This is a genomic window from Luteimonas kalidii (assembly GCF_029887935.1).
Lineage (GTDB): Bacteria > Pseudomonadota > Gammaproteobacteria > Xanthomonadales > Xanthomonadaceae > Luteimonas > Luteimonas kalidii.
Window position 1 is genome coordinate 71,406 of sequence record NZ_JARXRO010000020.1, and the last position, 20,150, is coordinate 91,555.

General features: G+C 72.5%; 21 protein-coding genes. 9 read left to right on the forward strand and 12 right to left on the reverse strand.

Going from position 1 to position 20,150, the window contains the following annotated elements:
- Positions 1-90 precede the first annotated feature (90 nt).
- From QFW81_RS13795 to QFW81_RS13815, 5 genes are all read right to left on the reverse strand, one after another.
- The gene (locus tag QFW81_RS13795; protein WP_280579579.1) at positions 91-1,035 is read right to left on the reverse strand and encodes an MgtC/SapB family protein; all 945 of its coding nucleotides are present in this window, start codon (positions 1,033-1,035) and stop codon (positions 91-93) included.
- On the reverse strand, positions 996-1,340 hold the full coding sequence (locus tag QFW81_RS13800; RefSeq protein ID WP_280579580.1) for an MgtC/SapB family protein: 345 nt from the start codon (positions 1,338-1,340) through the stop codon (positions 996-998). Before QFW81_RS13800 ends, QFW81_RS13795 begins: the two co-directional genes overlap by 40 nt.
- Before the next feature lie 248 nt (positions 1,341-1,588).
- Positions 1,589-2,842, reverse strand: coding sequence for a heme biosynthesis protein HemY (locus QFW81_RS13805; protein ID WP_280579582.1), 1,254 nt, complete (start codon positions 2,840-2,842; stop codon positions 1,589-1,591).
- Positions 2,843-2,933: 91 nt separating this feature from the next.
- Complete coding sequence (locus tag QFW81_RS13810) at positions 2,934-3,902, reverse strand: hypothetical protein (protein ID WP_280579584.1); 969 nt, start codon at positions 3,900-3,902, stop codon at positions 2,934-2,936.
- On the reverse strand, positions 3,899-4,720 hold the full coding sequence (locus tag QFW81_RS13815) for a uroporphyrinogen-III synthase (protein WP_280579586.1): 822 nt from the start codon (positions 4,718-4,720) through the stop codon (positions 3,899-3,901). Before QFW81_RS13815 ends, QFW81_RS13810 begins: the two co-directional genes overlap by 4 nt.
- 62 nt (positions 4,721-4,782) lie before the next feature.
- Here QFW81_RS13815 and QFW81_RS13820 point away from each other — a divergent pair, with 62 nt between their 5' ends.
- From QFW81_RS13820 to QFW81_RS13840, 5 genes are all read left to right on the forward strand, one after another.
- Complete coding sequence (locus QFW81_RS13820) at positions 4,783-5,250, forward strand: YiiD C-terminal domain-containing protein (RefSeq protein ID WP_280579588.1); 468 nt, start codon at positions 4,783-4,785, stop codon at positions 5,248-5,250.
- A 63-nt stretch (positions 5,251-5,313) separates the two neighbouring features.
- The gene (locus QFW81_RS13825; protein WP_280579590.1) at positions 5,314-5,730 is read left to right on the forward strand and encodes a hypothetical protein; all 417 of its coding nucleotides are present in this window, start codon (positions 5,314-5,316) and stop codon (positions 5,728-5,730) included.
- Positions 5,731-5,915: 185 nt separating this feature from the next.
- Positions 5,916-6,353, forward strand: a complete 438-nt coding sequence (locus QFW81_RS13830) for a rhodanese-like domain-containing protein (protein WP_280579591.1) — start codon at positions 5,916-5,918, stop codon at positions 6,351-6,353.
- Between the two features lie 55 nt (positions 6,354-6,408).
- Positions 6,409-6,939, forward strand: coding sequence for a protein-export chaperone SecB (gene secB, locus QFW81_RS13835; protein WP_280579593.1), 531 nt, complete (start codon positions 6,409-6,411; stop codon positions 6,937-6,939).
- Between the two features lie 3 nt (positions 6,940-6,942).
- Complete coding sequence (locus QFW81_RS13840; RefSeq protein ID WP_280579595.1) at positions 6,943-8,001, forward strand: NAD(P)H-dependent glycerol-3-phosphate dehydrogenase; 1,059 nt, start codon at positions 6,943-6,945, stop codon at positions 7,999-8,001.
- 109 nt (positions 8,002-8,110) lie between these two features.
- On the opposite strand, the gene QFW81_RS13845 is transcribed toward QFW81_RS13840, so the two are convergent.
- From QFW81_RS13845 to QFW81_RS13855, 3 genes are all read right to left on the reverse strand, one after another.
- Positions 8,111-8,674, reverse strand: a complete 564-nt coding sequence (locus QFW81_RS13845; protein ID WP_280579598.1) for an outer membrane beta-barrel protein — start codon at positions 8,672-8,674, stop codon at positions 8,111-8,113.
- Between the two features lie 225 nt (positions 8,675-8,899).
- A complete protein-coding gene (locus QFW81_RS13850) occupies positions 8,900-9,403 on the reverse strand; it encodes a tRNA (cytidine(34)-2'-O)-methyltransferase (protein WP_280579601.1) in 504 nt (167 codons plus the stop codon).
- Positions 9,404-9,416: 13 nt separating this feature from the next.
- Positions 9,417-10,124, reverse strand: coding sequence for an SDR family oxidoreductase (locus tag QFW81_RS13855; RefSeq protein ID WP_280579602.1), 708 nt, complete (start codon positions 10,122-10,124; stop codon positions 9,417-9,419).
- 118 nt (positions 10,125-10,242) lie between these two features.
- Here QFW81_RS13855 and QFW81_RS13860 point away from each other — a divergent pair, with 118 nt between their 5' ends.
- The 3 genes from QFW81_RS13860 (at position 10,243) to QFW81_RS13870 (ending at position 14,668) form a co-directional block, all read left to right on the forward strand.
- Positions 10,243-13,089: a M16 family metallopeptidase gene (locus QFW81_RS13860; protein WP_280579603.1), complete on the forward strand. Its 2,847-nt coding sequence runs from the start codon at positions 10,243-10,245 to the stop codon at positions 13,087-13,089.
- A gap of 163 nt (positions 13,090-13,252) precedes the next feature.
- Positions 13,253-13,561: a DUF4156 domain-containing protein gene (locus tag QFW81_RS13865; protein WP_280579604.1), complete on the forward strand. Its 309-nt coding sequence runs from the start codon at positions 13,253-13,255 to the stop codon at positions 13,559-13,561.
- A 90-nt stretch (positions 13,562-13,651) separates the two neighbouring features.
- On the forward strand, positions 13,652-14,668 hold the full coding sequence (locus tag QFW81_RS13870) for a 3-oxoacyl-ACP synthase III (protein WP_280579605.1): 1,017 nt from the start codon (positions 13,652-13,654) through the stop codon (positions 14,666-14,668).
- 281 nt (positions 14,669-14,949) lie between these two features.
- Here the strand turns inward: QFW81_RS13870 and QFW81_RS13875 are convergent, their stop codons facing one another.
- A complete protein-coding gene (locus QFW81_RS13875) occupies positions 14,950-15,690 on the reverse strand; it encodes a UPF0149 family protein (RefSeq protein ID WP_280579607.1) in 741 nt (246 codons plus the stop codon).
- Between the two features lie 221 nt (positions 15,691-15,911).
- On the opposite strand from QFW81_RS13875, the gene QFW81_RS13880 reads away from it, so the two are divergent.
- On the forward strand, positions 15,912-16,157 hold the full coding sequence (locus QFW81_RS13880; protein WP_280579608.1) for a hypothetical protein: 246 nt from the start codon (positions 15,912-15,914) through the stop codon (positions 16,155-16,157).
- Positions 16,158-16,186: 29 nt separating this feature from the next.
- Here the strand turns inward: QFW81_RS13880 and cobA are convergent, their stop codons facing one another.
- From cobA to nirD, 3 genes are all read right to left on the reverse strand, one after another.
- The gene (cobA, locus tag QFW81_RS13885) at positions 16,187-16,933 is read right to left on the reverse strand and encodes a uroporphyrinogen-III C-methyltransferase (RefSeq protein WP_280580529.1); all 747 of its coding nucleotides are present in this window, start codon (positions 16,931-16,933) and stop codon (positions 16,187-16,189) included.
- Positions 16,934-17,013: 80 nt separating this feature from the next.
- Positions 17,014-19,782: a nitrate reductase gene (locus tag QFW81_RS13890; protein ID WP_280579609.1), complete on the reverse strand. Its 2,769-nt coding sequence runs from the start codon at positions 19,780-19,782 to the stop codon at positions 17,014-17,016.
- A complete protein-coding gene (gene nirD, locus QFW81_RS13895; protein WP_425604047.1) occupies positions 19,782-20,150 on the reverse strand; it encodes a nitrite reductase small subunit NirD in 369 nt (122 codons plus the stop codon). Before nirD ends, QFW81_RS13890 begins: the two co-directional genes overlap by 1 nt.

Sequence of the window (20,150 nt, forward strand, 5' to 3'; positions counted from 1 at the left end):
CGCGATTGCGAATGGGGGCATGTGCGGAACGAAGTCCCGGATGCGTTGCGCTTATCCGGGCGACGCTCTCGGGCTGCTTTGACACACCGCCTACGACGGGAACGCGTTGAGCAGCGCCACCGCGGCCGCCGCCGCCGTGGCCGCCATCAGTCCGGTCGTGATGCGCAGGCCGAACGCGCGGCCGCCGCTGACGAAGGCGACCACCGACTTGGCGAGCGAGCTGGCGGCGACCAGGCCGACCACCGCCCACTGCGCCTGGCGCGTGTCGATGGTACCGTCGCGAAACAGCGTGGCCACGGTCGCGGTGGCCGCCTGCAGTTCCGCGAGCGCGGTGAGGAACGCAGTGGCCAGCGCCGCGTTCGGGCCCAGCCAGTGCGCGGCGACGTGCGAGACCACCAGCACGCCGGCGATGAGTGCCGCCAGTCCGATCGCCTGGCCGATGCGGAACATGCGCGTCTCGGCGGAGGGTGGCGGCGCTTCGCTGCGGCCGTTGCGGCGGACGCCCAGCAGCGCACCGGCGACCAGCACCGCGCCCGCCGCCAGCAGGGGCAGGGCGACGGCCGGCAGCAGCGCGGGCGCGACCGCGAGCAGGATCGGCACGAACAGGCTGAGCGATGCGAGGTTGGCCAGCATCGTCGCCCCGGTGGCGGCGTGCAGTTGGGACGGCTCGGCCTTCGCGCGCTGGCCGAAGCCGGCGGTGGCCGCGGTCGAGGACACGTAGCCGGAGAAGAATCCCGACAGCAGCAGGCCCCAGCGGCTGCCGATCAGGCGCAGCGCGACGTGGCCGAGCGCGCCCACCGCCATCACCAGCACCACCAGTTTCCAGACCGTGGCCAGGTTGAGCGCGCCGTAAGGCCCGATCGGCTCGTCCGGCAGCAGCGGCAGCACGATCAGCGCGAACGCGAGCAGCACCAGGCCGTCGGCGATCTCGCGGTTGCTGATCACCTCGCGGCTGAAGTGGTGGAGCCGCGCCTTGGCCTGGATCAGGATCGCGATCAGCACGGCGAGCATGCCGGCCGCGCCCGGCTCGCGCATCGCCAGTCCGCCCAGAGCGCGCTGCAGATGAGGGCGACCTCGGCGGTGACGCCGGTATCGGTCTGGCTGGTGCGCAGGTAGCTCAGCGCGGCGAAGGTGCCGGTGAGCAGCAGCACGACGATGAACACGGGCAGGCCGATCCAGGCCGCGATGGCGCCTGCGAGCGCGACCAGGGTATGCGTGCGCAGGCCCGCCGCGATCGCCGGATCGTCCTCCTTGCGGCGCTCGTACAGCAGGCCGATCAGCAGGCCCGCGCCGAGCGCGGTGGTCAGGGACAGCAGCGGCAGGTCGGCGGCATCGGACATCGCGGCACTATCGCACCGTCGGGCCCGTGGCCGCCCGGACCTGTGCGCAGGAAGCTTCGGCCCGGCGCGGCCCTGTACCACCCGCGGCGGCGAGTGCGATGTCGGTGCCGTGCCGTCAGTTCCCCGGATGGCGGGCGCGCGCCGACTCCCGATCCGTGCGGGCAGCGCGGGCTGCCTGCACGGTCATCCGGCAGGCGGATGTATGCAACTGCGGTGTCAGAACGCGGGACGCGCCCGCCGGCCGCCCGTCACTCGCGCAGGCGCGGCATCCCGTGCGCGTCGCGTTCCTCGAACGCCGCCTCGTCCGCGATCGCCGGGTGCACGGCGCGCGTCGGTAGGGGCGTGACCGCCTCGCCACGCGCGGCGGCGAGCGCATTCGCGTAGCACAGCCGTGCGCCGGGCTCGTCGCCCGCGGCTGCGTAGCCATCGCCCAGCGCCTCCCACGCATCCGCGCCGCCGCCCTGGGCGAGCGCGCGGTGCAGGTAATCCTCGGCGCGCGGCCAGTCGCCGCTGGCGTGCGCCAGTCGGGCCAGCGTCAGCAGCAGCGCCGGGCTGGCGGGGTGCGCCTTCAGCCACGTCCCGGCGCGCGCGCGCCGGTGTTCGATACGGCCCACGGGCAACTGCCCGTAGCGGGTGGCCAGCGCCTCGTCCCAGCGGGCGTCGAGCGCGTGCTCGACGCTGCCGGTGGCGGCGTCTTCCCAGCCGAATCCGGCCGCGCGCGAGGCGTAGGTCGATACCACGCCGGGCTCGCTCTTCAGCGCGCGCGGCAGCGCATCCCAGCGCTCGGCGAGCGCGTTGGCGTCCGGGGCCTCGCGCAGGGACGCTTCCGCCCACGCCAGTTCCCGTTCGGCCAGCTCCGCCTCCGGCCACGCGTGCTGCTGGCGCAGCGGGCCGAGCAGGCCCCAGGCCTGCGCCGCCTGGCCGCTGCCGCCCAGCGCCTCCGCGCGCAGCGCCAGGCCGCGCGGCGGAAGCGGCTGCGCGGCGGGGGCATCGAGTGCGACCAGGGCGTCGGTCGGGCGCTGTTCGCGCAGCGCGAGCTCGGCCGATGCGATCGCGCGCGAGGCCGGGTGGCGCTCGCCGAAGCCATCCAGGTACGCGCGCGCCGCCGGCGCATCGCCACGCGCCAGCGCGGCCTGGGCTGCGCCGATGCGGGCGGCCGCTTCCACCCGCTCGTCTTCCGTCGCCTGCGACAGCAGCTTCTCGGCGCGGGTCCAATGCCCCTGGTGCAGGGCATCGTAGCCCTCGCCCAGGCGAGCGCGCGCCTGGGTGTCGCGGTGGCGGCCCCAGGCGCGGAACGGCAGCGACAGCAGCGCCCACAGCAGCCACAGCGCGAACGCCGCCGCGAACGCCAGCGCAACCGCGACCAGCACCGTCGTGGTGTAGTCGTAGCCGCGCCAGCGCACGAGGACGTAGCCCGGATCCTGGGACAGCAGCAATTGCGCGGCGAGCGCGCCGGCCAGTGCCAGCACCAGCCACAGCAGCAGGTTGCGGAACAGGGTCATCGCGGAACTCCTCGTGCGGATGGGCAGCGCGGCGTGGCCCCCAGCCTCGCGCGTCGGGCGTTGCGGTGGCGTGGATGGCCTGAACGGCCGCTCAGCCGGCGCTCCGCTGGCGGCGCAACTGGGCCAGGGTCGATCCGAGCGCCGGCAGGTCCACCGCCAGCGGCAGCGCGTGCAGGCTGCGCAACGCCTGCTGCTGGCGCGCGCGGGCGGGCGACTCAGGCCACAGCCGCGGCAGCCAGGCACCGGCGCGGACCAGCGCGGCGCGATAGCCCGCCGCGTCGCGGCGCTCGATCGCCACCCGCGCCAGGCCGAGGTCCAGCTGCAGCCCGGCCAGGCCCGCGGCGCGGTCGGCGGGGTCAACGGCCACCGCGTCGGCGCTGGGGCGCACCCGGACCACCGTCGTCAGCACGCGCTCCCACCAAGGCACGGGCACGGCCTGGGCTGGAGCATGGGCGGGCAATGCCGGCAGCGTCGCGACGAAGGCTTCGAGCCGGCCGGCGGCGACGACGCGTGGATCGGCGCCCAGCGCATCGAGCGCGGCACGTTCCTGCGCCAGCGCCTGGCGCAGGTCGAGCCAGGCCGGATCGGTCACGCCGTCCAGCAGTTGCGCCGCCAGCGCGTAGGCGCGGCGGGTGCCGTCTGCGTCGCCGGCCAGCAACAGGCGCTGCTGGCCCTGCGCGAGCAGCAGCTCCACCTCGTCCAGGCGCAGCGCGCGCGCGGCGTCGCGTTCGGGATCCGACAATCGCTGCACGGTCTCCTCCACCAGCGCCGCGCGCTGGCCGAGGCCGATCAGCTCCTCGCGCAGCAGGCGGTTGGTGGCTTCGGCCTGCTGCATGCGGGCGGTCTGCGCGCGCTGGTCGCGCCGCAATGCGATGAGCCGCTGTTCCAGCGCCTCGATCCGCTGCCGGTCCGCGGCGGCGGCCTGCGCGTGCGCGGTGCGGGTCGCGTCGAGGCGCTGCCACGTGACCGCGGCCACGGCGAGTCCCAGCAACACCAGCGCGGCGAACCACATCACGCCGCGGGCGCGGCGCGTGGCAGGAGGCGGGGCGGGGCTGCTCATCGACGGGGCGGGCGTGGGGGGCTGCGCATGCTATCCGAAGGTGAACGCGGAGCGGGCCCGCGGACGGCCGCGTCGAGCAACGAGCGTGGCCGCGCGTCGGCCGCCACCACCACGTCGTCGAAACCCGAGGCGCGCGCCTGCTGCTCGAGCCGCTCGCTGGCGGCGAGCACGCGCGCGCAGCGCAGCCGTGCCTGCAGCGGGCCGGGGAGCGCGTCGAACACGCGGCGCAGCGCTTCGCCGCTGCCCAGTGCGAGAAAGGCCGGCGCGCGCAGCGCCCGCAGGCGCGCGAGCGACCGTGGCGACGGCGCCACCGGGACGCGTGCGTATACATCGGCGCGCAGCAGGCGCGCGCCGCGGGCGACCAGCGTCGGTGCGATCAGGTTGCGTCCGCCGGGCGCGGTGACCAGCGCGACGCTGCGGCCGCGGATCGCGGCGAGGGCGGGCAGCGCCAGCACGCCCTCGCTGTCCATGCGCGCCGGCGCGGCGACGTCGGCGACGCCCACCCGCCGCAATGCGGCGGCGGTGCCGGCGCCCGTGGCCAGCCAGGCCTGGCCGCGGCGCGGTCGCAGCCGGCGCAGGCCGGCCGCGGCGCGCACCGCCGCGGGGCTGGTGAACAGCACGACATCCGCCGCCAGCGCCGCGCGCAGCGCCGCGCGGGTGCCGGCATCGCGGCGCGGTTCGATCCGCCACGGCGAGAGCGCCAGCACCTTCGCTCCGTGCGCGGCGGCGGCGCGGCGCATCGATGCGTGTCCGCCGACCGGCCGCAGCGAGATCACGTAGCATGCGCGCAGCTTCGGCGTGGCGGTGCGTGTCGACATGGCGCCAGCTTGGTCCCACCGCCCCGCGCGCCGCAAGCATTCCCCGCAAGAGGCCCAGTTGCATGACCGATCTGTCCGACGCCGCCCTGCGCGCACTGGAAGCGCAAGTGCTGGCGATGCCGCCGGCGCGCGCGCTGCAGCTGCGCATCACTGACGGCAGCCACGACCGGCTGCGGCTGCAGGCGCCGCTGGCCGCGAACGTCAACGACAAGGGCACCGCGTTCGGGGGCAGCCTAGTGTCGCTGATGACGCTCGCGGCCTGGGGCCTGACCGCGCTCAAGATCGAACAGGCTGGCCTGCGCGCGGAGGTCTACGTCGCCGATTCGGAAGTGCGCTACCGCGCGCCCCTGCGCGACGACCTGACCGCCGAGGCCTGGCTGGACGAGGGCGGCAGCTGGGACACCTTCCTCGCCACGCTGCGCGCGCGCGGCCGCGCCCGCGCCACCCTGGCCGCCCACGTGCTACTGCCCGATGGCGGCGTCGCTACCGAGTCGCGTTCGCGCTACGCCGCGATCCTCAAGCCGGACTGAGGTCGCATCGCGACGGCCGGCACGGCTGCTAGCATGGCGTGTCCGGTTCCGGGGAGCGGTGCGATGCGGCAGTGGCGGGCGGTCTGGCTGGCGTGCGTGGTGGCGTGCCTGTTCGCGGGCTGCGCCAGCAGCGGCAGGCAGATGTCGGCGCTCGAACGCGCGCAGTACAGCTGGTCGGCCGCCATCCGCTGGGGCGAATTCGAGGGTGCCTGGGCGCTGGTGGATCCGGACTACCGCGAAGCGCACCCGATGAGCGAACTCGAGTTCGAGCGCTACAAGCAGGTGCAGGTGTCCCATTACCGCGACCTCGCCTCGCGTCCCGGCGAGACCGAGGCCGCGCGCGAGATCGAGATCGGCGTGATCAACCGCCACACGATGGCCGAGCGCACCCTGCGCTACACCGAGCAGTGGCGCTACGACGCCGAAGCCAAGTCCTGGTGGATCACGGGCGGCCTGCCGGATTTCTGGGCGGGGGAATGACCCTGCCTGCGGGCTGATCGCCGCGCGAACGGCCGCCCCGGCCGTGCGCGCCGGATCGGCCCTGACGGCGCCTGGCGCGCCCGTCCGGCAGGTCCCGCGTGCGATCCGGGCGCGAGCGCCCCGAAGCGGCGCGCCTGCGCCGGACCCTGTGCGACAATCCCGTCCCCTTCCGATCCCGATCCGCCGTGGACTTCCAGGAACTGCTGGCCTTCGCAGGCCGCCACCAGATGCTGTCGCTGGTCTTCGTCGGCCTCACGGGCGGCATCATCCTGAACGAGATCGCCGGACTGTTCCGACCGTTCAAGACCGTGCGCCCGGCCGAGGTCACCGCGCTGGTCAACCGCGACAACGCGCTGGTGGTCGACCTGCGCCCGATCGCCGACTTCGACAAGGGCCATATCCCCGGCTCGAAGAACGTGCAGATGAGCCAGTTCGATCCCGAGAACAAGAAGCTCGCCGCGGCGAAGGCGCTGCCGGTAGTGCTGGTGTGCAAGACCGGCTTTACCGCGGGCGATGCCGCCAAGCGGCTGAAGAAGGCCGGTTTCGAGCGCGTGTTCGTGCTCGACGGCGGCATCGGCGGCTGGCAGCAGGCCGACCTGCCGCTGGCCAAGGGACGTGGCTGAGCCCGAAGTGCGATAATCGCGCCTTTCCGAACCCCGATACCGGAGCAGTCCCAGGATGTCCGAGCAAGCCCCCAACGGCGGCGCCGTTCCCGCGCAGCAGCCCAGCGGCCCGCAGTTCAGCGTCGAGAAGATCTACGTCAAGGACGTCTCGTTCGAGTCGCCCAAGGCGCCGCACGTCTTCAACGAGCAGAACGCGCCGCAGATCAACATGAACCTCAACCAGCGCGTCCAGCGCCTGGGCGAGAGCGTGTACGAAGTGGTGCTGGGCGTCACCCTGACCTGCACCGCGGGCGAGGGCGAAGGCAACTCGATCTACATGGTCGAGGTGCAGCAGGCGGGCGTGTTCGGCCTGGCCGGCTTCGAGCCCAACGTCACCGACGCGCTGCTCGGCACCCAGTGCCCGAACGTGCTGTATCCCTATGCCCGCCAGCTGATCGGCGACCTGATCCAGGCCGGCGGCTTCGCCCCGTTCCTGCTGCAGCCGATCAACTTCGACGCGCTGTACGCCGAAGGGCTGCGCCAGCGCCAGGGGCAGGGCGCCGGCAACGGCGACCTCGCCAACAGCGAGACGGCCGGCAACGCCTGAGCCATGACGACCCCGGCCGTCACGGTCGCGGTCCTCGGTGCCGGTTCCTGGGGCACCGCGCTTGCGTCGCTGATCGCGCGTCACGGATTCCCCACCACGCTGTGGGGCCGTGACGCCGCGGTCGTCGAGGCGATCGACCAGCGCCACGAAAATCCGCGCTACCTGCCCGGCATCCCGCTGCCGGCGTCGCTGCGCGCCACCACCGACCTGGCCACCGCCGTCACCGGCGCGGGCCTGGTGCTGGTGGTGGTGCCCTCGCACGCCTTCGGCGACACGCTGCGCGCGCTGGCGCCGCTGCGTCCGCCCCATGCCGGCGTCGCCTGGGCGGCCAAGGGCTTCGAACCCGGCTCCGGACGCTTCCTGCACGAGGTCGCTGCCGAGGTGCTGGGCGCGGACGTGCCGCTGGCCGTGGTCACCGGTCCCTCGTTCGCGAAGGAGGTCACCCTGGGCCTGCCGACCGCCGTCACCGTGCAGGGGGAGGACGCCGCGTTCGTGCAGCAGGTGGCCGACGTGCTGCACGGGCCGGGGTTTCGCGCCTACACCGGCAGCGACATGCGCGGCGCCGAACTCGGCGGCGCGATGAAGAACGTGCTGGCGGTCGCCACCGGCGTCGCCGACGGCATGGAACTCGGGCTCAACGCCCGCACCGGCCTGATCACCCGCGGCCTCAACGAGATGCTGCGGCTCAATGCCGCGATCGGCGGCCGTCCCGAAACGCTGATGGGCCTGGCGGGGTTGGGCGACCTGGTGCTCACCTGCACCGGCGACCTCTCGCGCAACCGCCGCCTGGGCCTGGCCCTGGGCCGCGGCAAGAGCGTCGACGAGGCGGTGCGCGAGATCGGCCAGGTGGTCGAATCGGTGCAGACCGCCGACGAAGTCATGCGTCTGGCCGAACGGCACGGCCTGGAACTGCCGATCTCCAGCAACGTGCGCGCCGTGCTGCACGGCGACATCACCCCGGCCGAAGGGCTGGCCCGGCTGATGGCGCGCGAGCGCAAGGCCGAATACCCGCAGGCGCTGTTCGAGGCCGGCCCGGCCGCGGACGCGGATCCGGGCCCATAAAAAAACCCGGCCGTTGCCGGCCGGGCCATGTCGCGACGTCGGGAGAGAGGGGAGGGCGACGTCGCGTCTTGCTCGAATCAGATTGGGTCGATCGCCCCGGTTTCCAGCCTTACCAAGTGAACCGCGGACCGACGAACCAGGCGGTGTCGCCGTCGCTGACCTTCACGTCGCCGTTGAGGCCCCAGTTCGGGTTGAACTTCACCGTGGCGCCGAGGCGCCCGTAGAAGTCGCCGTCGACCTGGTCGCCATCCTGGTAGCCGGCCAGCGCATAGCCCTCGAAGTTGCTCGTGAACGCGCCGCGGGCGCCGGCCTCGACGCTCCAGCCGTCGGCGTCGCCGGCATTGCCGAAGTCGACCTTCTCGTAGGCCACGCGCGTGAGCAGGTCGGCGCGCGGCGAGATCTCGTGGTTGTAGCCCAGGCCGACGCGCCACTGGTCGGCGTCGAAGCCGGTGTTGTCGAACTCCTGGTTGGCGTAGTCGCCGAACACGTGGAAATTGGGGTGGAACGCGATCGAGGCGCGGGCGCCGAAGCCGTCGGCATCGGGCAGGCCGTCGCTGAGGTTGGTCGCGGCGTAGCCGGCCTCGACATAGTTGTAGGACACGCCATCGGCGGCGGAGGCGGCGAACGGTAGGGCGGCGGCAACGGCCAGGCCAAGAAGTGACACGCGCTTCATCGGGGGAAAGCCTCTTTGGTTTCTTGTAGGTGAGGAGCCGCCCGGGTGGAGAGGGAGGGGAGTCACCGTCGGGGAAAACGGTTCCACCCGGGGCGGCACGCGCATTCTCGACACCCGCGTGCAACCGGGCCTGAATAATGAACTGTCGGGTTCAGGAACTTTTCCGGATCGGTCTGGTCCGGAGGGGCCACGCTCCCACGACGCCCGGGGATCTGGCCGGGGCGCTCAGGCCCCGCCGTCGAACCCCAGCTGGCGCCACGCCTCGAACGCCACCACCGCCACCGCGTTCGACAGGTTCAGGCTGCGGTTGCCGGGACGCATCGGCAGCCGCAGGCGACGGTCGTCGTCGATGCGCGCGAGCACCTCGTCCGGCAGCCCGCGCGTCTCCGGACCGAACAGGAAGGCGTCGCCCGGGGCATAGCGCGGCTGGTCGTAGCGCACGGCGTTGCGGGTGCTGAGCGCGAACAGGCGCGGCGGGGCGATCGCCTGTAGCGCCTCGTCGAGCGAGTCGTGCACCTGCAGCGTCGCGTACTCGTGGTAGTCGAGCCCGGCGCGCCGGAGCTGGCGGTCGTCGAGGTCGAAGCCCAGCGGACGCACCAGGTGCAGCCGCGCGCCGGTGTTGGCGCACAGGCGGATCACGTTGCCGGTGTTGGGCGGAATCTCGGGCTGGTAGAGCAGCAGGTCGAACACGGGAGCGGCGGCGGCGGCGGACCGGGCATTGTCGCCCACGCCGGGAGGCGGGCTACCAGGCGACCGCTCGCCCCTGCCAGTCGAGGAAGCGGCCGCTGTCGTCCGGCGACAGGCCCGCCGCCACCCGCAGCAGGCCGGCCACCGCCTCGGTCGCGGGGAGGTCGGCGCCGGCGCCGCCCATGTCGGTCTGCACCCAGCCCGGATGCAGGGCGACGACCACGATCCCGCGCCCGGCCAGCGCGTGCGCCAGCAGCACCGTGGCCATGTTCTGCGCGGCCTTGCTGAGGTTGTAGCTGGGGGTGCCGAAACGTCGGGTGCCGGCGATCGAGCCCAGCTGCGAGGACAGGTTGAGCACGCGCGCGCGGTCGGCCAGCAGCGGCGCCAGGGCCTGGGTCAGCAGCAGCGGGCCGGACGCGTTGGTGCGGAAGCTGTCCTCGAAGTTCGCCGCGGTCAGGCTCCCGAAGCGTTCACCGGAGTGGAGCACGCCGGCGTTGTTGACCAGCAGGTCGAGACGGCCGTCGTCGCCGAGCACGAGCGGGAGTTCACGCGCCAGTTCGGCGTGGGATTTCGGATCGGTCACGTCCAGCGGCAGCACGTGCAGGCGACCGGGATGCTCGCCGGCGAGCGTGTTGAGCGCGGTGGCCTTGCCGGGGCGGCGGCAGGTGGCGACCACGTGGTCGCCGGCCGCCAGCAACTGGCGGACGAATTCCAGGCCGAGGCCGCGGCTGGCGCCGGTGACGAGGACATGGCGGGCGGGCATGGCCGCAGTCTCCGCCGCCGGCGGTGCAGGTGATGTCGAGGCGGGCGGGACTTCCGGCCCGGGGGCGCGCGCGACCCCTCCGCTACCATGCCCGGCATATCCGAACGCAGGACCATCCATGCCGATCGCCCGACTTCCGCTCCGTCCCGCGCGCCGCGCGCTGCTCTCCCTCGCCCTGGGCCTGTCGTTCGCGGGCGGGATGGCGGCGCCCCTGCTGGCGGCGGACGCCCCGGCGGTCGACATCGCCTACGACAGTTTCACCCTGCCCAACGGCCTGCGCGTGGTGGTGCACACCGACCGCAAGGCGCCGATCGTGGCGGTCAACGTCTGGTACCACGTGGGCAGCAAGGACGAACCGGCCGGGCGCAGCGGCTTCGCGCACCTGTTCGAGCACCTGATGTTCCAGCGCAGCGAACACCACGACGGCGAGTTCTTCGATCCGTTCCGCGCCGTCGGCGCCACCGACCAGAACGGCACCACCAACACCGACCGCACCAACTACTTCCAGAACGTGCCCACCACCGCGCTGGACATGGCGCTGTGGATGGAGTCCGACCGCATGGGCCACCTGCTCGGCGCGATCGACCAGGCCGCGCTCGACGAACAGCGTGGCGTGGTCCAGAACGAAAAGCGCCAGCGCGAGAACCAGCCCTACGGCCAGGTCTGGGAGAAGCTCACCCGCGCGCTGTATCCGGTCGCGCATCCGTACGGCCACAGCGTCATCGGCTCGATGAACGATCTCAACGCGGCTTCGCTTGACGACGTGAAGCAGTGGTTCAACGCCTGGTACGGCCCCAACAACGCGGTGCTGGTGCTCGCCGGCGACATCGACCTGGCGACCGCGAAGGAGAAGGTCGCGAAGTACTTCGGCCACATTCCCGCCGGCCCGACGATGGCGCAGCCGGAGGTCGACGTCGGCAAGCGCGCGGCCACGACCCGCGAGGTGATGCAGGACAAGGTGCCGCAGCCGCGCATCTACCGGGTATGGAACGTGCCCGAGACCGGCAGCGACGAACTCGACCACCTGCAGATGCTGGGCTACGTGCTCGGCGGCGCGAAATCCTCGCGCCTGGACACGCGCCTGCTGCACGGCGACCAGCTGGTCGACAACATCAGCACGATGGCCGGCGCCTCGCAGCTGGGATCGAACTTCTACCTCGTGGCCACGGTGAAGGAGGGCGTCGATCCGGCGAAGGTCGAGGCGATCATCGACGAGGAGATCGCGCGCCTGGTGGCCGACGGCCCCACCGCGGACGAACTCGAGCGCGCCCGCACCATGATCCGCGCCGGCTTCGTCCGCGGCATCGAGCGCATCGGCGGCTTCGGCGGCAAGGCCGACGTGCTGGCCGAGTGCGCGGTGTACACCGGCGATCCGGGTTGCTTCCGGGGCCAGCTGGCCAACGTCGAATCGGCCACCGCGCGCGACCTGATGCAGGCCGGTGCGCGCTGGCTGGGCGAGGGCAGCCACACGATCGTGGTCGAACCCGGCGCCCGCACGCCGTTGGCCGAGGACCCGGCGGTCACGCCGGAGCCGTTCGACCTGCCCGATCCCGACCCGATGTACGCCACCACGCCGCCCGCGGTCGACCGCAGCCTGGGCGTGCCGAAGACCACCGAATTCCCGGAACTGAAGTTCCCGCAGCTGCAGCGCGCGACGCTGCGCAACGGCAGCACGGTGATCCTGGCCGAACGGCACGATATTCCGGTGGTGCAGCTGAGCTATGAATTCCATGGCGGCCACAGCAGCGATCCCGGGGACGGCGCCGGCACGGCCGACTTCACCCTGGATCTGCTCGACGAGGGGGCGGCCGGACTCGGACCGCTGGAGTTCGCCAACCGCGCAGAAGCCCTGGGTGCCAGCCTCGGCGCCGGCGCCGCGCAGGACGGCGGCAACGCCTACCTGTCCGCATTGAAGGAGCACCTCGATCCGTCGCTGGCGCTGTTCGCCGACATGGTGCGGCGACCGAATTTCGATCCGGCCGAGATCGACCGCATCCAGGCCACCTGGATCGCCGGCATCCGCCAGCAGAAGGCGCAGCCGTCCGGCATGGCGATGCGCGTGCTCCCGGCGCTGCTGTACGGGGACGCCCATCCCTACGGCGCCCCGGGCAGCGGCACCGAGGACTCGATCGCCGCGCTGGAGCGCGACGACCTGCTGGCCTACCACCGCCGCTGGGTGCGCCCGGAGAACGCGACCGTGATCGTGGTGGGCGACACCACGCTGGAAGAGATCGTGCCCGCACTCGACCGCCATTTCGGCGACTGGACGGGCGAGGGCGAGGCCCCGGCCGCGGTCGACGTGCCGCAGGTGCCGCTGCCGGCCTCGCCGCGCGTGTTCCTGATCGACCAGCCGGGCGCGGTCCAGGCCAACATCTTCGTCGCCCAGGTGGCGCCCCCGACCACCGACCCGGGCGCGGTGGCGCTGGAGATGGCCAATGGCGTGGTCGGCGGCGACTTCACCGCGCGCCTGAACATGAACCTGCGCGAGGACAAGCACTGGTCCTACGGCGCCCGCAGTTCGCTCGGCGGCGCGCTGGGCCAGCGCCGCTGGACCGTCTCCGCGCCGGTGCAGATCGACAAGACCGGCGAATCGATTGCCGAGATCCAGCGCGAACTGGCCGAGTTCGCCAGCGGCGAGCGGCCGCCGACGCCGGCCGAGGTGGAGCGGGTCAAGGCGATCCAGACCCTGAGCCTGCCCGGCGCCTACGAGACGGCGTGGTCGGTGATGGGCACGATCGGCGGCATCGTCCGCTACGGGCGGCCGGACGACTACGTGTTCCGGCGCAAGGCGCTGGTCGAGGCGATGACTCCGGCCCAGGTGGCCGAGGCGGCCCGCACCCTGCAGCCGGACGCGCTGACCTGGGTGGTGGTCGGCGACCTCGCGCAGACCGAGGCCCCGGTGCGCGCGCTGAACCTGGGCGAGGTGCAGGTGATCGACGCCGACGGTCGGCCCGTCAGCAAATAGCACGGGACGCGGAAGCCCGCGGGCAGCGCGCGCATGTCAGCGTGCGCGCTGCCGGCAGGCTGAACGCCGCCGGTATCCGCCGGGCTGCCCGCAACCCCGCGCACCGCCGATGCCCGCCACAATGCCGGCCGTCGCGTTCCGCTCCACTCAAGAGGACCTCCCGATGCGCAGACTCCTGATCCTTCCCCTGCTGGCCGCCCTGTCGGCCTGCACCTGGGTGCACATGGCCCCGGGCGCCAGCGCCGTGCGCGTGGTGGCCACGCCGCCCGCCGGCTGCCAGAAGCAGGGCGAGGTGGAGGTCTCGGTGAAGCATTCGATCGCCTTCATCGAGCGCAACCCGATCAAGGTCCGCGACGAACTCGAGACCCTGGCCCGCAACGAGGCCCCCGGCCTGCAGGCCGACACCATCTCGCCCGTGGCGGAGCCAGCGGCCGGCAGCCAGCGCTTCGCCGCCTGGCGCTGCGGGGGCTGACCGCGCGGGTTCCCCGTTCAGGCGGTCATGCGGCCCGGTCCCGGAGGCGGTACCCTATACGGCTCCGTATCCGATACCGGCGCCACGCCCATGCTCTTCCAACACGTCGCCATTGCCGGCCTGGCCCACATCGATGCACCCCGGCGGCTGTCCTCCGCGGAGATCAATGCCCGCCTGAAGCCGACGCTCGACCGCCTCGGGATCAAGACCGACGTACTCGGCGACATCGCCGGCATCCATTCGCGCTACCTGTGGGAAGAAGGCGTGCAGGCCTCCGAGGTCGCTACCCTTGCCGGCGTCAAGGCGCTGGCCGATGCCGGCATCGATCCGGACAAGGTCGGCCTGCTGGTCAACACCTCGGTCAGCCGCGACTACCTCGAGCCGTCCACCGCCAGCATCGTGTCCGGCAACCTCGGCCTGCCCGACACCTGCCAGAACTTCGACGTCGCCAACGCCTGCCTGGCCTTCATCAACGGCATGGACATCGCCAGTCGCATGATCGAGCGCGGCGAGATCGACTACGCGCTGATCGTCGACGGCGAGACTGCCGACCTGGCCTACGAGAAGACCCTCGAGCGCCTCACCAGCGCCGACGCCACCGAAGAGCAGTTCCGCAACGAGCTGGCCACGCTCACGCTGGGCTCGGGCGCGGCGGCGATGGTGCTGGCCCGCGCCGAACTCGCGCCTGGCGCGCCGCGCTACCGCGGCGGCGTGACCCGCGCCGCGACCGAGTGGAACAAGCTGTGCCGCGGCAACCTCGACGGCATGGTCACCGATACCCGGATGCTGCTGATCGAGGGCATCAAGCTGTCGCAGAAGACCTTCGGCGCCGCCAAGCTGGCGCTGGGCTGGGTGGTGGAGGAACTCGACCAGTTCGTGATCCACCAGGTCAGCAAGGTCCACACCGCCGCCTTCACCAAGGCCATCGGCATCGACCCGAAGAAGGTCATGACCATCTTCGGCGAGCACGGCAACATCGGCCCGGCCTCGGTGCCGATCGTGCTCAGCAAGCTGCGCGAGATGGGCCGGCTGAAGAAGGGCGACCGCGTGGCCCTGCTGGGCATCGGCTCGGGGCTGAACTGCTCGATGGCCGAGGTGGTCTGGTAGCCACGCCGCGCCGCTGATGCATCGCAAGGGCCGGCCTGTCCGGCCCTTGTCGTGTGTGTGGGCGGTGCGTCCGACCGCTGTCGTGCGCGGCCTTGGCGAACGCGCCTGAGCGCATCGTTCCGGCGCGATGACCGGCGATGGCGCTGCGGGCGCGGAGCCGGAGCGGGCCGCGCCCGGCGCGGGCCGTCGCCCCCCGTTCGCGCGGGTGGACGCTCTGCCCGCAGGTCAGGGCGTCAGTCGAGCCGCGACGCAGATCGGCGCACCCGGCCGACCGGGTGGCGTCAATGCGCCCCGCAGCACTTCTTGTGCTTCTTGCCGCTGCCGCAGGGGCAGGGGTCGTTGCGGCCGGGCGCGGCGTCGCGCTGGATCGGGGTGCGCGGGGTCAGGGCGTCGACCCGATGGTGGTTGAGGTCGGACAGCATGCCCGGCACGCCGGCCACGATCGCCAGGCGTTCGCGGTAGCCGACCGGGGTCGCCGGCGCGGTGGGATCGTCCTGGTCCAGCGCCTCGCCGCTGGCGAGACGATCGAGCTGGTCGAACAGCTCGTCCATCCAGTCGTTCTCGTCCAGCCAGCGCTCCCACTCGGCCTCGCGCAGCGCCACGCCTTCGAAGAAGCCCAGCGCCCAGTCGTGGCCGACGTCGAGTTCGTCCTCGTGCAGGGCGTCCTCGCCGGTGAGTTCCGGGTCCTCGGGCAGCCACATCAGTGGCGCCAGGTGGTCGGGCAGGGTGTCTTCGTCATGGCGCACGCGCGCGGCGCACATGTTCCAGTGCGCGGCGAGCAGCTGCTGCACCTGCGCGACTTCGTCCTCGCTGTCCCAGCGCGGCGGCTTGCCGCCCCAGACCACCGGCTCCCACTCGCGCTGCTCGACCGTCGACGGCGAGACCACGAGCGCGGACAGGAAGCCGTCCAGCGCCTCCAGGTTGAAGCCCTTGAACGGCACCGCGCGCTGCTCCAGCAGTTCGGACAGGCGCTCGATCTGTGCGTCGTCGAGGAAGGAAGGGGGCGTGGAAGGCAGGGACATGGCGGCAGGCGAGGGCGGACAGGCGAGCATGGTAGTCCCTGCGGTCGTCGGCTTGCGTCGCCGGCGTGCCCGAGCCGCCGGTCACACGTTCCGAAGGCGTGCTGGCAGCTGCATCGGTGAAGGGCGACTCCAGCGGGGCTTCGTCCCGCGAGACCAGTGCCCTGCCGTGTCGTCGCGTGTTAAGTTCGCCCCCGTCCAACCCGCGCACAAGGATGCCCGCAATGCCCGAACGCCTTCCCCCACATCTGCAACTCGCGCTGGCTACCATGCCGGTGTTCAGCGATGACGGACGTCTGGATCTGGCTGAGCTCGAGTCGCTGCTGGCCAAGGCGCTGGCCGACCACCAGCTCGACGAAGACGAGAAGCGGGTGTTGGCCAATGTGCTCGACCGGGCAGAGGCCGACGGGGTGGACAGCGAAGTGGGCATGCGGATTGCCGAGATCCGCCGCGAGCATCTCGCGGCCTGACCTGCACCATCGGACCGCGGCGCGCCTGATCACGCCAGGCAGGCCGCGTTGCCTGTCGGATGGACGGGCAAAGCAGCAGGAATCGCTTCGCCCAGCGCCCCGCCCACGAGGATCACGCCGGGTGAACCGCCGGCCAGCTCCGCGGCGTCGCGGGCCAGGGCCTGCAATGTGGTGAGCAGGCACTGCTCGCCCGGCTGGCTCGCGGCCAGGACCACGGCCGCGGGCGTGTGCGCCGGCAGGTGGCGCAGCAGCGACTGCGCAAGCGATCCGATGCGACGCATGCCCATGTAGATCGCGAGCGTGGTGCCGGTGGCGCACAGCGCGGCCCAGTCGGGTTCGCCGTGGTCGGCGGTGTGGGCGGTGACGAAGCTGATGCCGTGGCAGTGTTCGCGATGGGTGAGCGAGACGCCCAGCGCGGCGGCGGCGGCGAACGCGGCGCTGACCCCGTTGATGATCGTCACCGGCACGCCGGCGGCGCGCAGGAACGCGATCTCCTCGCCGGCGCGGCCGAACAGCAGCGCGTCGCCGCCCTTCACCCGGACCACGCGCAGGCCCTGCAGCGCGTAGCGGCGCATCAGCCGGCAGATGAAGGCCTGCGGCGTGGAGCGGCAGCCGCCGCGCTTGCCCACGCGCACCACGCGCGCGTTTGGTGCCAGTTCGACGATGCCCGGATCGACCAGTTCGTCGAGCAGCAGGACTTCCGCCGCAGCCAGTGCGCGCACCGCCTTGAGGGTGAGCAGTTCGAGATCGCCGGGCCCTGCGGACAGCAGCACCACGTCGGCGGGCATGCGCCGCGGCGCGTGCGGATCGTTGCTGGCGGGCGTGGTCATCGGGGACTCCGGGGTGGATGGGGACGTCACGCGTGGGTCGGGTCGCGCGCCATGCGCGCGAGTTGCGGCAGACAGGAACCGCAGACCGTGCCGCAGCCCAGCTGCGCCTTGAGCGCGGGGACGTCCGCGCCGCCCTGCACGGCGGCGCGGATCGCCGACTCGGTGACCTGGCGGCAGACGCAGACCACCGGGTCGCGCGCGAGGACCGCGGACGCCGAGAACGCGGCCAGGCGTGGACCCTGCCAAGGGCCGCCGGCAAGCGCGACGCGCAGCAGTGCATCGCCACCTGATTGCGCATCGGCCCAGAGCAGGCCGTCGATCAGGTTCGCCTCGTGCGCGCTGCGCCAGGCCACGCGTTTGAGCAGGCCGCGGCGCGCGTCGCGGTATTCCAGCGTGTCTGGACCCGGCATGAGCGAGAGCGCGGCTTCGAGCGATTCCATCCATGCGGACGGCATCGCCTCCGTCGCCGCGGCGCGCATGACCAGCCACGCGCTGCCGTCCTGCGTAGACGGATCCGCATGCAGCGCCACGCCGGCGTAGCCGCAGTCCTTCAGCAACGGCTGCAGCGCCGCGCGCAGCGCCAGCGTATCGCCACGGCGCGCGGCCAGCAGGTGCCAGCCGAAGTCCGCTCTCTCCACCCGGACCGCCGCATGCTTGAGCTCGGGCTGGCGCGAGCGCGCGTCCACCGCGGGTTGGCTGACCTCGTTGATGCCGCCGCTGGACAGGTGCTGCCCGCTCCAGTGCATCGCCGCGAACACGGTGCCGGAGCCGACCTCGTCCGACAGCTCCAGCGGCAGTACCAGGTCGCCGCGCTTGCTGGCGATGCGTACCAGCTCGCCGGCCTTCAGGCCGCGCCGCGCCGCGTCGTCCGGATGCATGCGCAGGCCGGGTTCCGGGCTGTGCGCGTACAGCTGCGGCACGCGCCCGGTGCGCGACATGCCGTGCCACTGGTCGCGCAGGCGACCGGTGAGCAGGCGCAGCGGGAAGCGCGCCGAGGTCTGTTCGGCCACCGGCTTGTAGGGCGTTACGTGGAAGCGGGCGCGTCCGTCGGCGGTGGCGAACACGCCGTCCGCGTAGCGGCGCGCCTCGCCGGTCGCATGCCCCGCACGGAACGGCCATTGCTGCGGGCCGTCGCGCTCGAGCCGCGCGTAGTCGAGCCCGCCGATGTCGAGGTCGCGGCCGACGGTCAGTGCGCGATGCTCGTCGAAGAGCTGTTCCGGCGCGTCGGCCTCGAACAGCGGCGCCGCGCCGGGCGCGGCCAACCGCGCCTCCATCCGCCGAGCGACCTCGCGCGCGATCCACCAGTCCGGCTTCGCCTGGCCGGGCGGCGCCACCGCGGCGCGCACGCGCGAGATGCGGCGTTCGGAATTGGTCACCGTGCCGTCCTTCTCGCCCCAGGTGGCGGCCGGCAGCAGCGCGTCGGCGAACGGCACGGTGTCGGTGTCGGCGAACGCCTCCTGCACGATCACGTACTCGGCGCGCTGCAGCGCCTCGCGCACGCGGCCGATGTCGGGCATCGAATGGGCGGGATTGGTGCAGGCGATCCACACCGCCTTGACCTTGCCGCTGTGCAGCGCGTCGAACAGCTCCACCGCCGCCAGTCCCGGTCGTGGCGAGAGGCTGCCGGGCGCCAGTGTCCACAGCGTTTCGAGCTCCACTCGATGCGCGTCGTTGTCGATCTCGCGATGCGCTGCCAGCATCGTCGCCATGCCGCCGACCTCGCGTCCGCCCATCGCGTTCGGCTGTCCGGTCAACGAGAACGGGCCCGCGCCCGGCCTGCCGAGCTGGCGCGTGGCCAGGTGCAGGTGGATCAGCGCCAGGTTCTTGTCGGTGCCGTGCGCGGACTGGTTCAGGCCCATGCAGTACAGCGACAGCGCCGCCGGGCTGCGACCGAACCATTCCGCGGCCGTCACCAGGTCCTGCGCGGGCACGCCACAGATCTCGGCCGACATGCGCGGCGTGTAGTCGCGCAGCAGAGCCTTGAGTTCGCCGAAGCCGGTGGTGTGCGCGTCGATGAAGCCCTGGTCGAGCAGCCCTTCCCACACCAGGTGGTGGAGCATGCCGTTGAACAGCGCCACGTCGGTGCCCGGCTGGATCGCCAGGTGCAGGTCGGCCATCGCCGCGGTGTCGGTGCGGCGCGGGTCGACCACGATCCAGCGCACGCCGGGATCGCGCACCTTCGCGTCTTCCAGACGCCGGAACAGCACCGGGTGCGCGTAAGCGGCGTTGCTGCCGGCAAACAGCACCGTCTTCGCGTGTTCGAGGTCGTCGTAGCAGGTCGGCGGGCCGTCGGCGCCGAATGCGAGCTTGTAGCCGGCCACTGCGCTGGACATGCACAGGCGCGAGTTGGTGTCGATGTTGTTGGTGCGCAGCAGACCCTTGGCCAGCTTGTTGAAGACGTAGTAGTCCTCGGTCAGCAGCTGACCGGAGAGATAGAAGGCGATGGAATCGGGCCCATGGCGTTCGACGATCCGCGACAGGCGCTCGGCCACGGTGTCCAGCGCCAGGCCCCAGTCGACTGTACGCCTTGCCTCCTGCCGCGTGGCGCGCAACTGCGGCTGCAGCAGGCGCCCCTGCAGGCTGCGCGCGCTGTCGGCCAGCGCCAGGCCCTTGCTGCACAGGCGGCCGTAGTTCGCCGGGTGCCTTGGATCGCCTTCCACCGCGACGATGCGTTCGCCGCCCGCCGCGTCGTGTTCGCTGTGGACGATCACGCCGCAGCCGACGCCGCAGTAGCAGCAGGTCGAGCGCGTGCTGCGACGTTCGACCGGCAGGCCCGTGGCGCCGGTGCCGTCCATCAGGCGACGGCCGCCTCGGCCGCACTGGTGTCGACCTGCGCCATCGACACTAGCGACAGCCACACGAAGCCGTTGCGCAGCTCCACCGTGTAGCGGCGCGCACAGCCCACGTCCGGCGCGCAGGCCTGGCCGCTGTCGAGTGCGATGTTCCAGCCGTGCAGCGGGCAGGTCACGCTGTCGCCGGACACGATTCCCTGCGACAGCGGCCCGCCCTTGTGCGGGCAACGGTCGGCCAGCGCGAACACGCGGTCGGCCGCGGGACGGAACAGGGCGATGTCGTCGCCTTCGCCGCACTGCAGGACGCGCGCGCCGAGCACGGGGATCTCGTCGATCGCGCACACGCGCACCCAGGCGTCGATGCCGGCCAT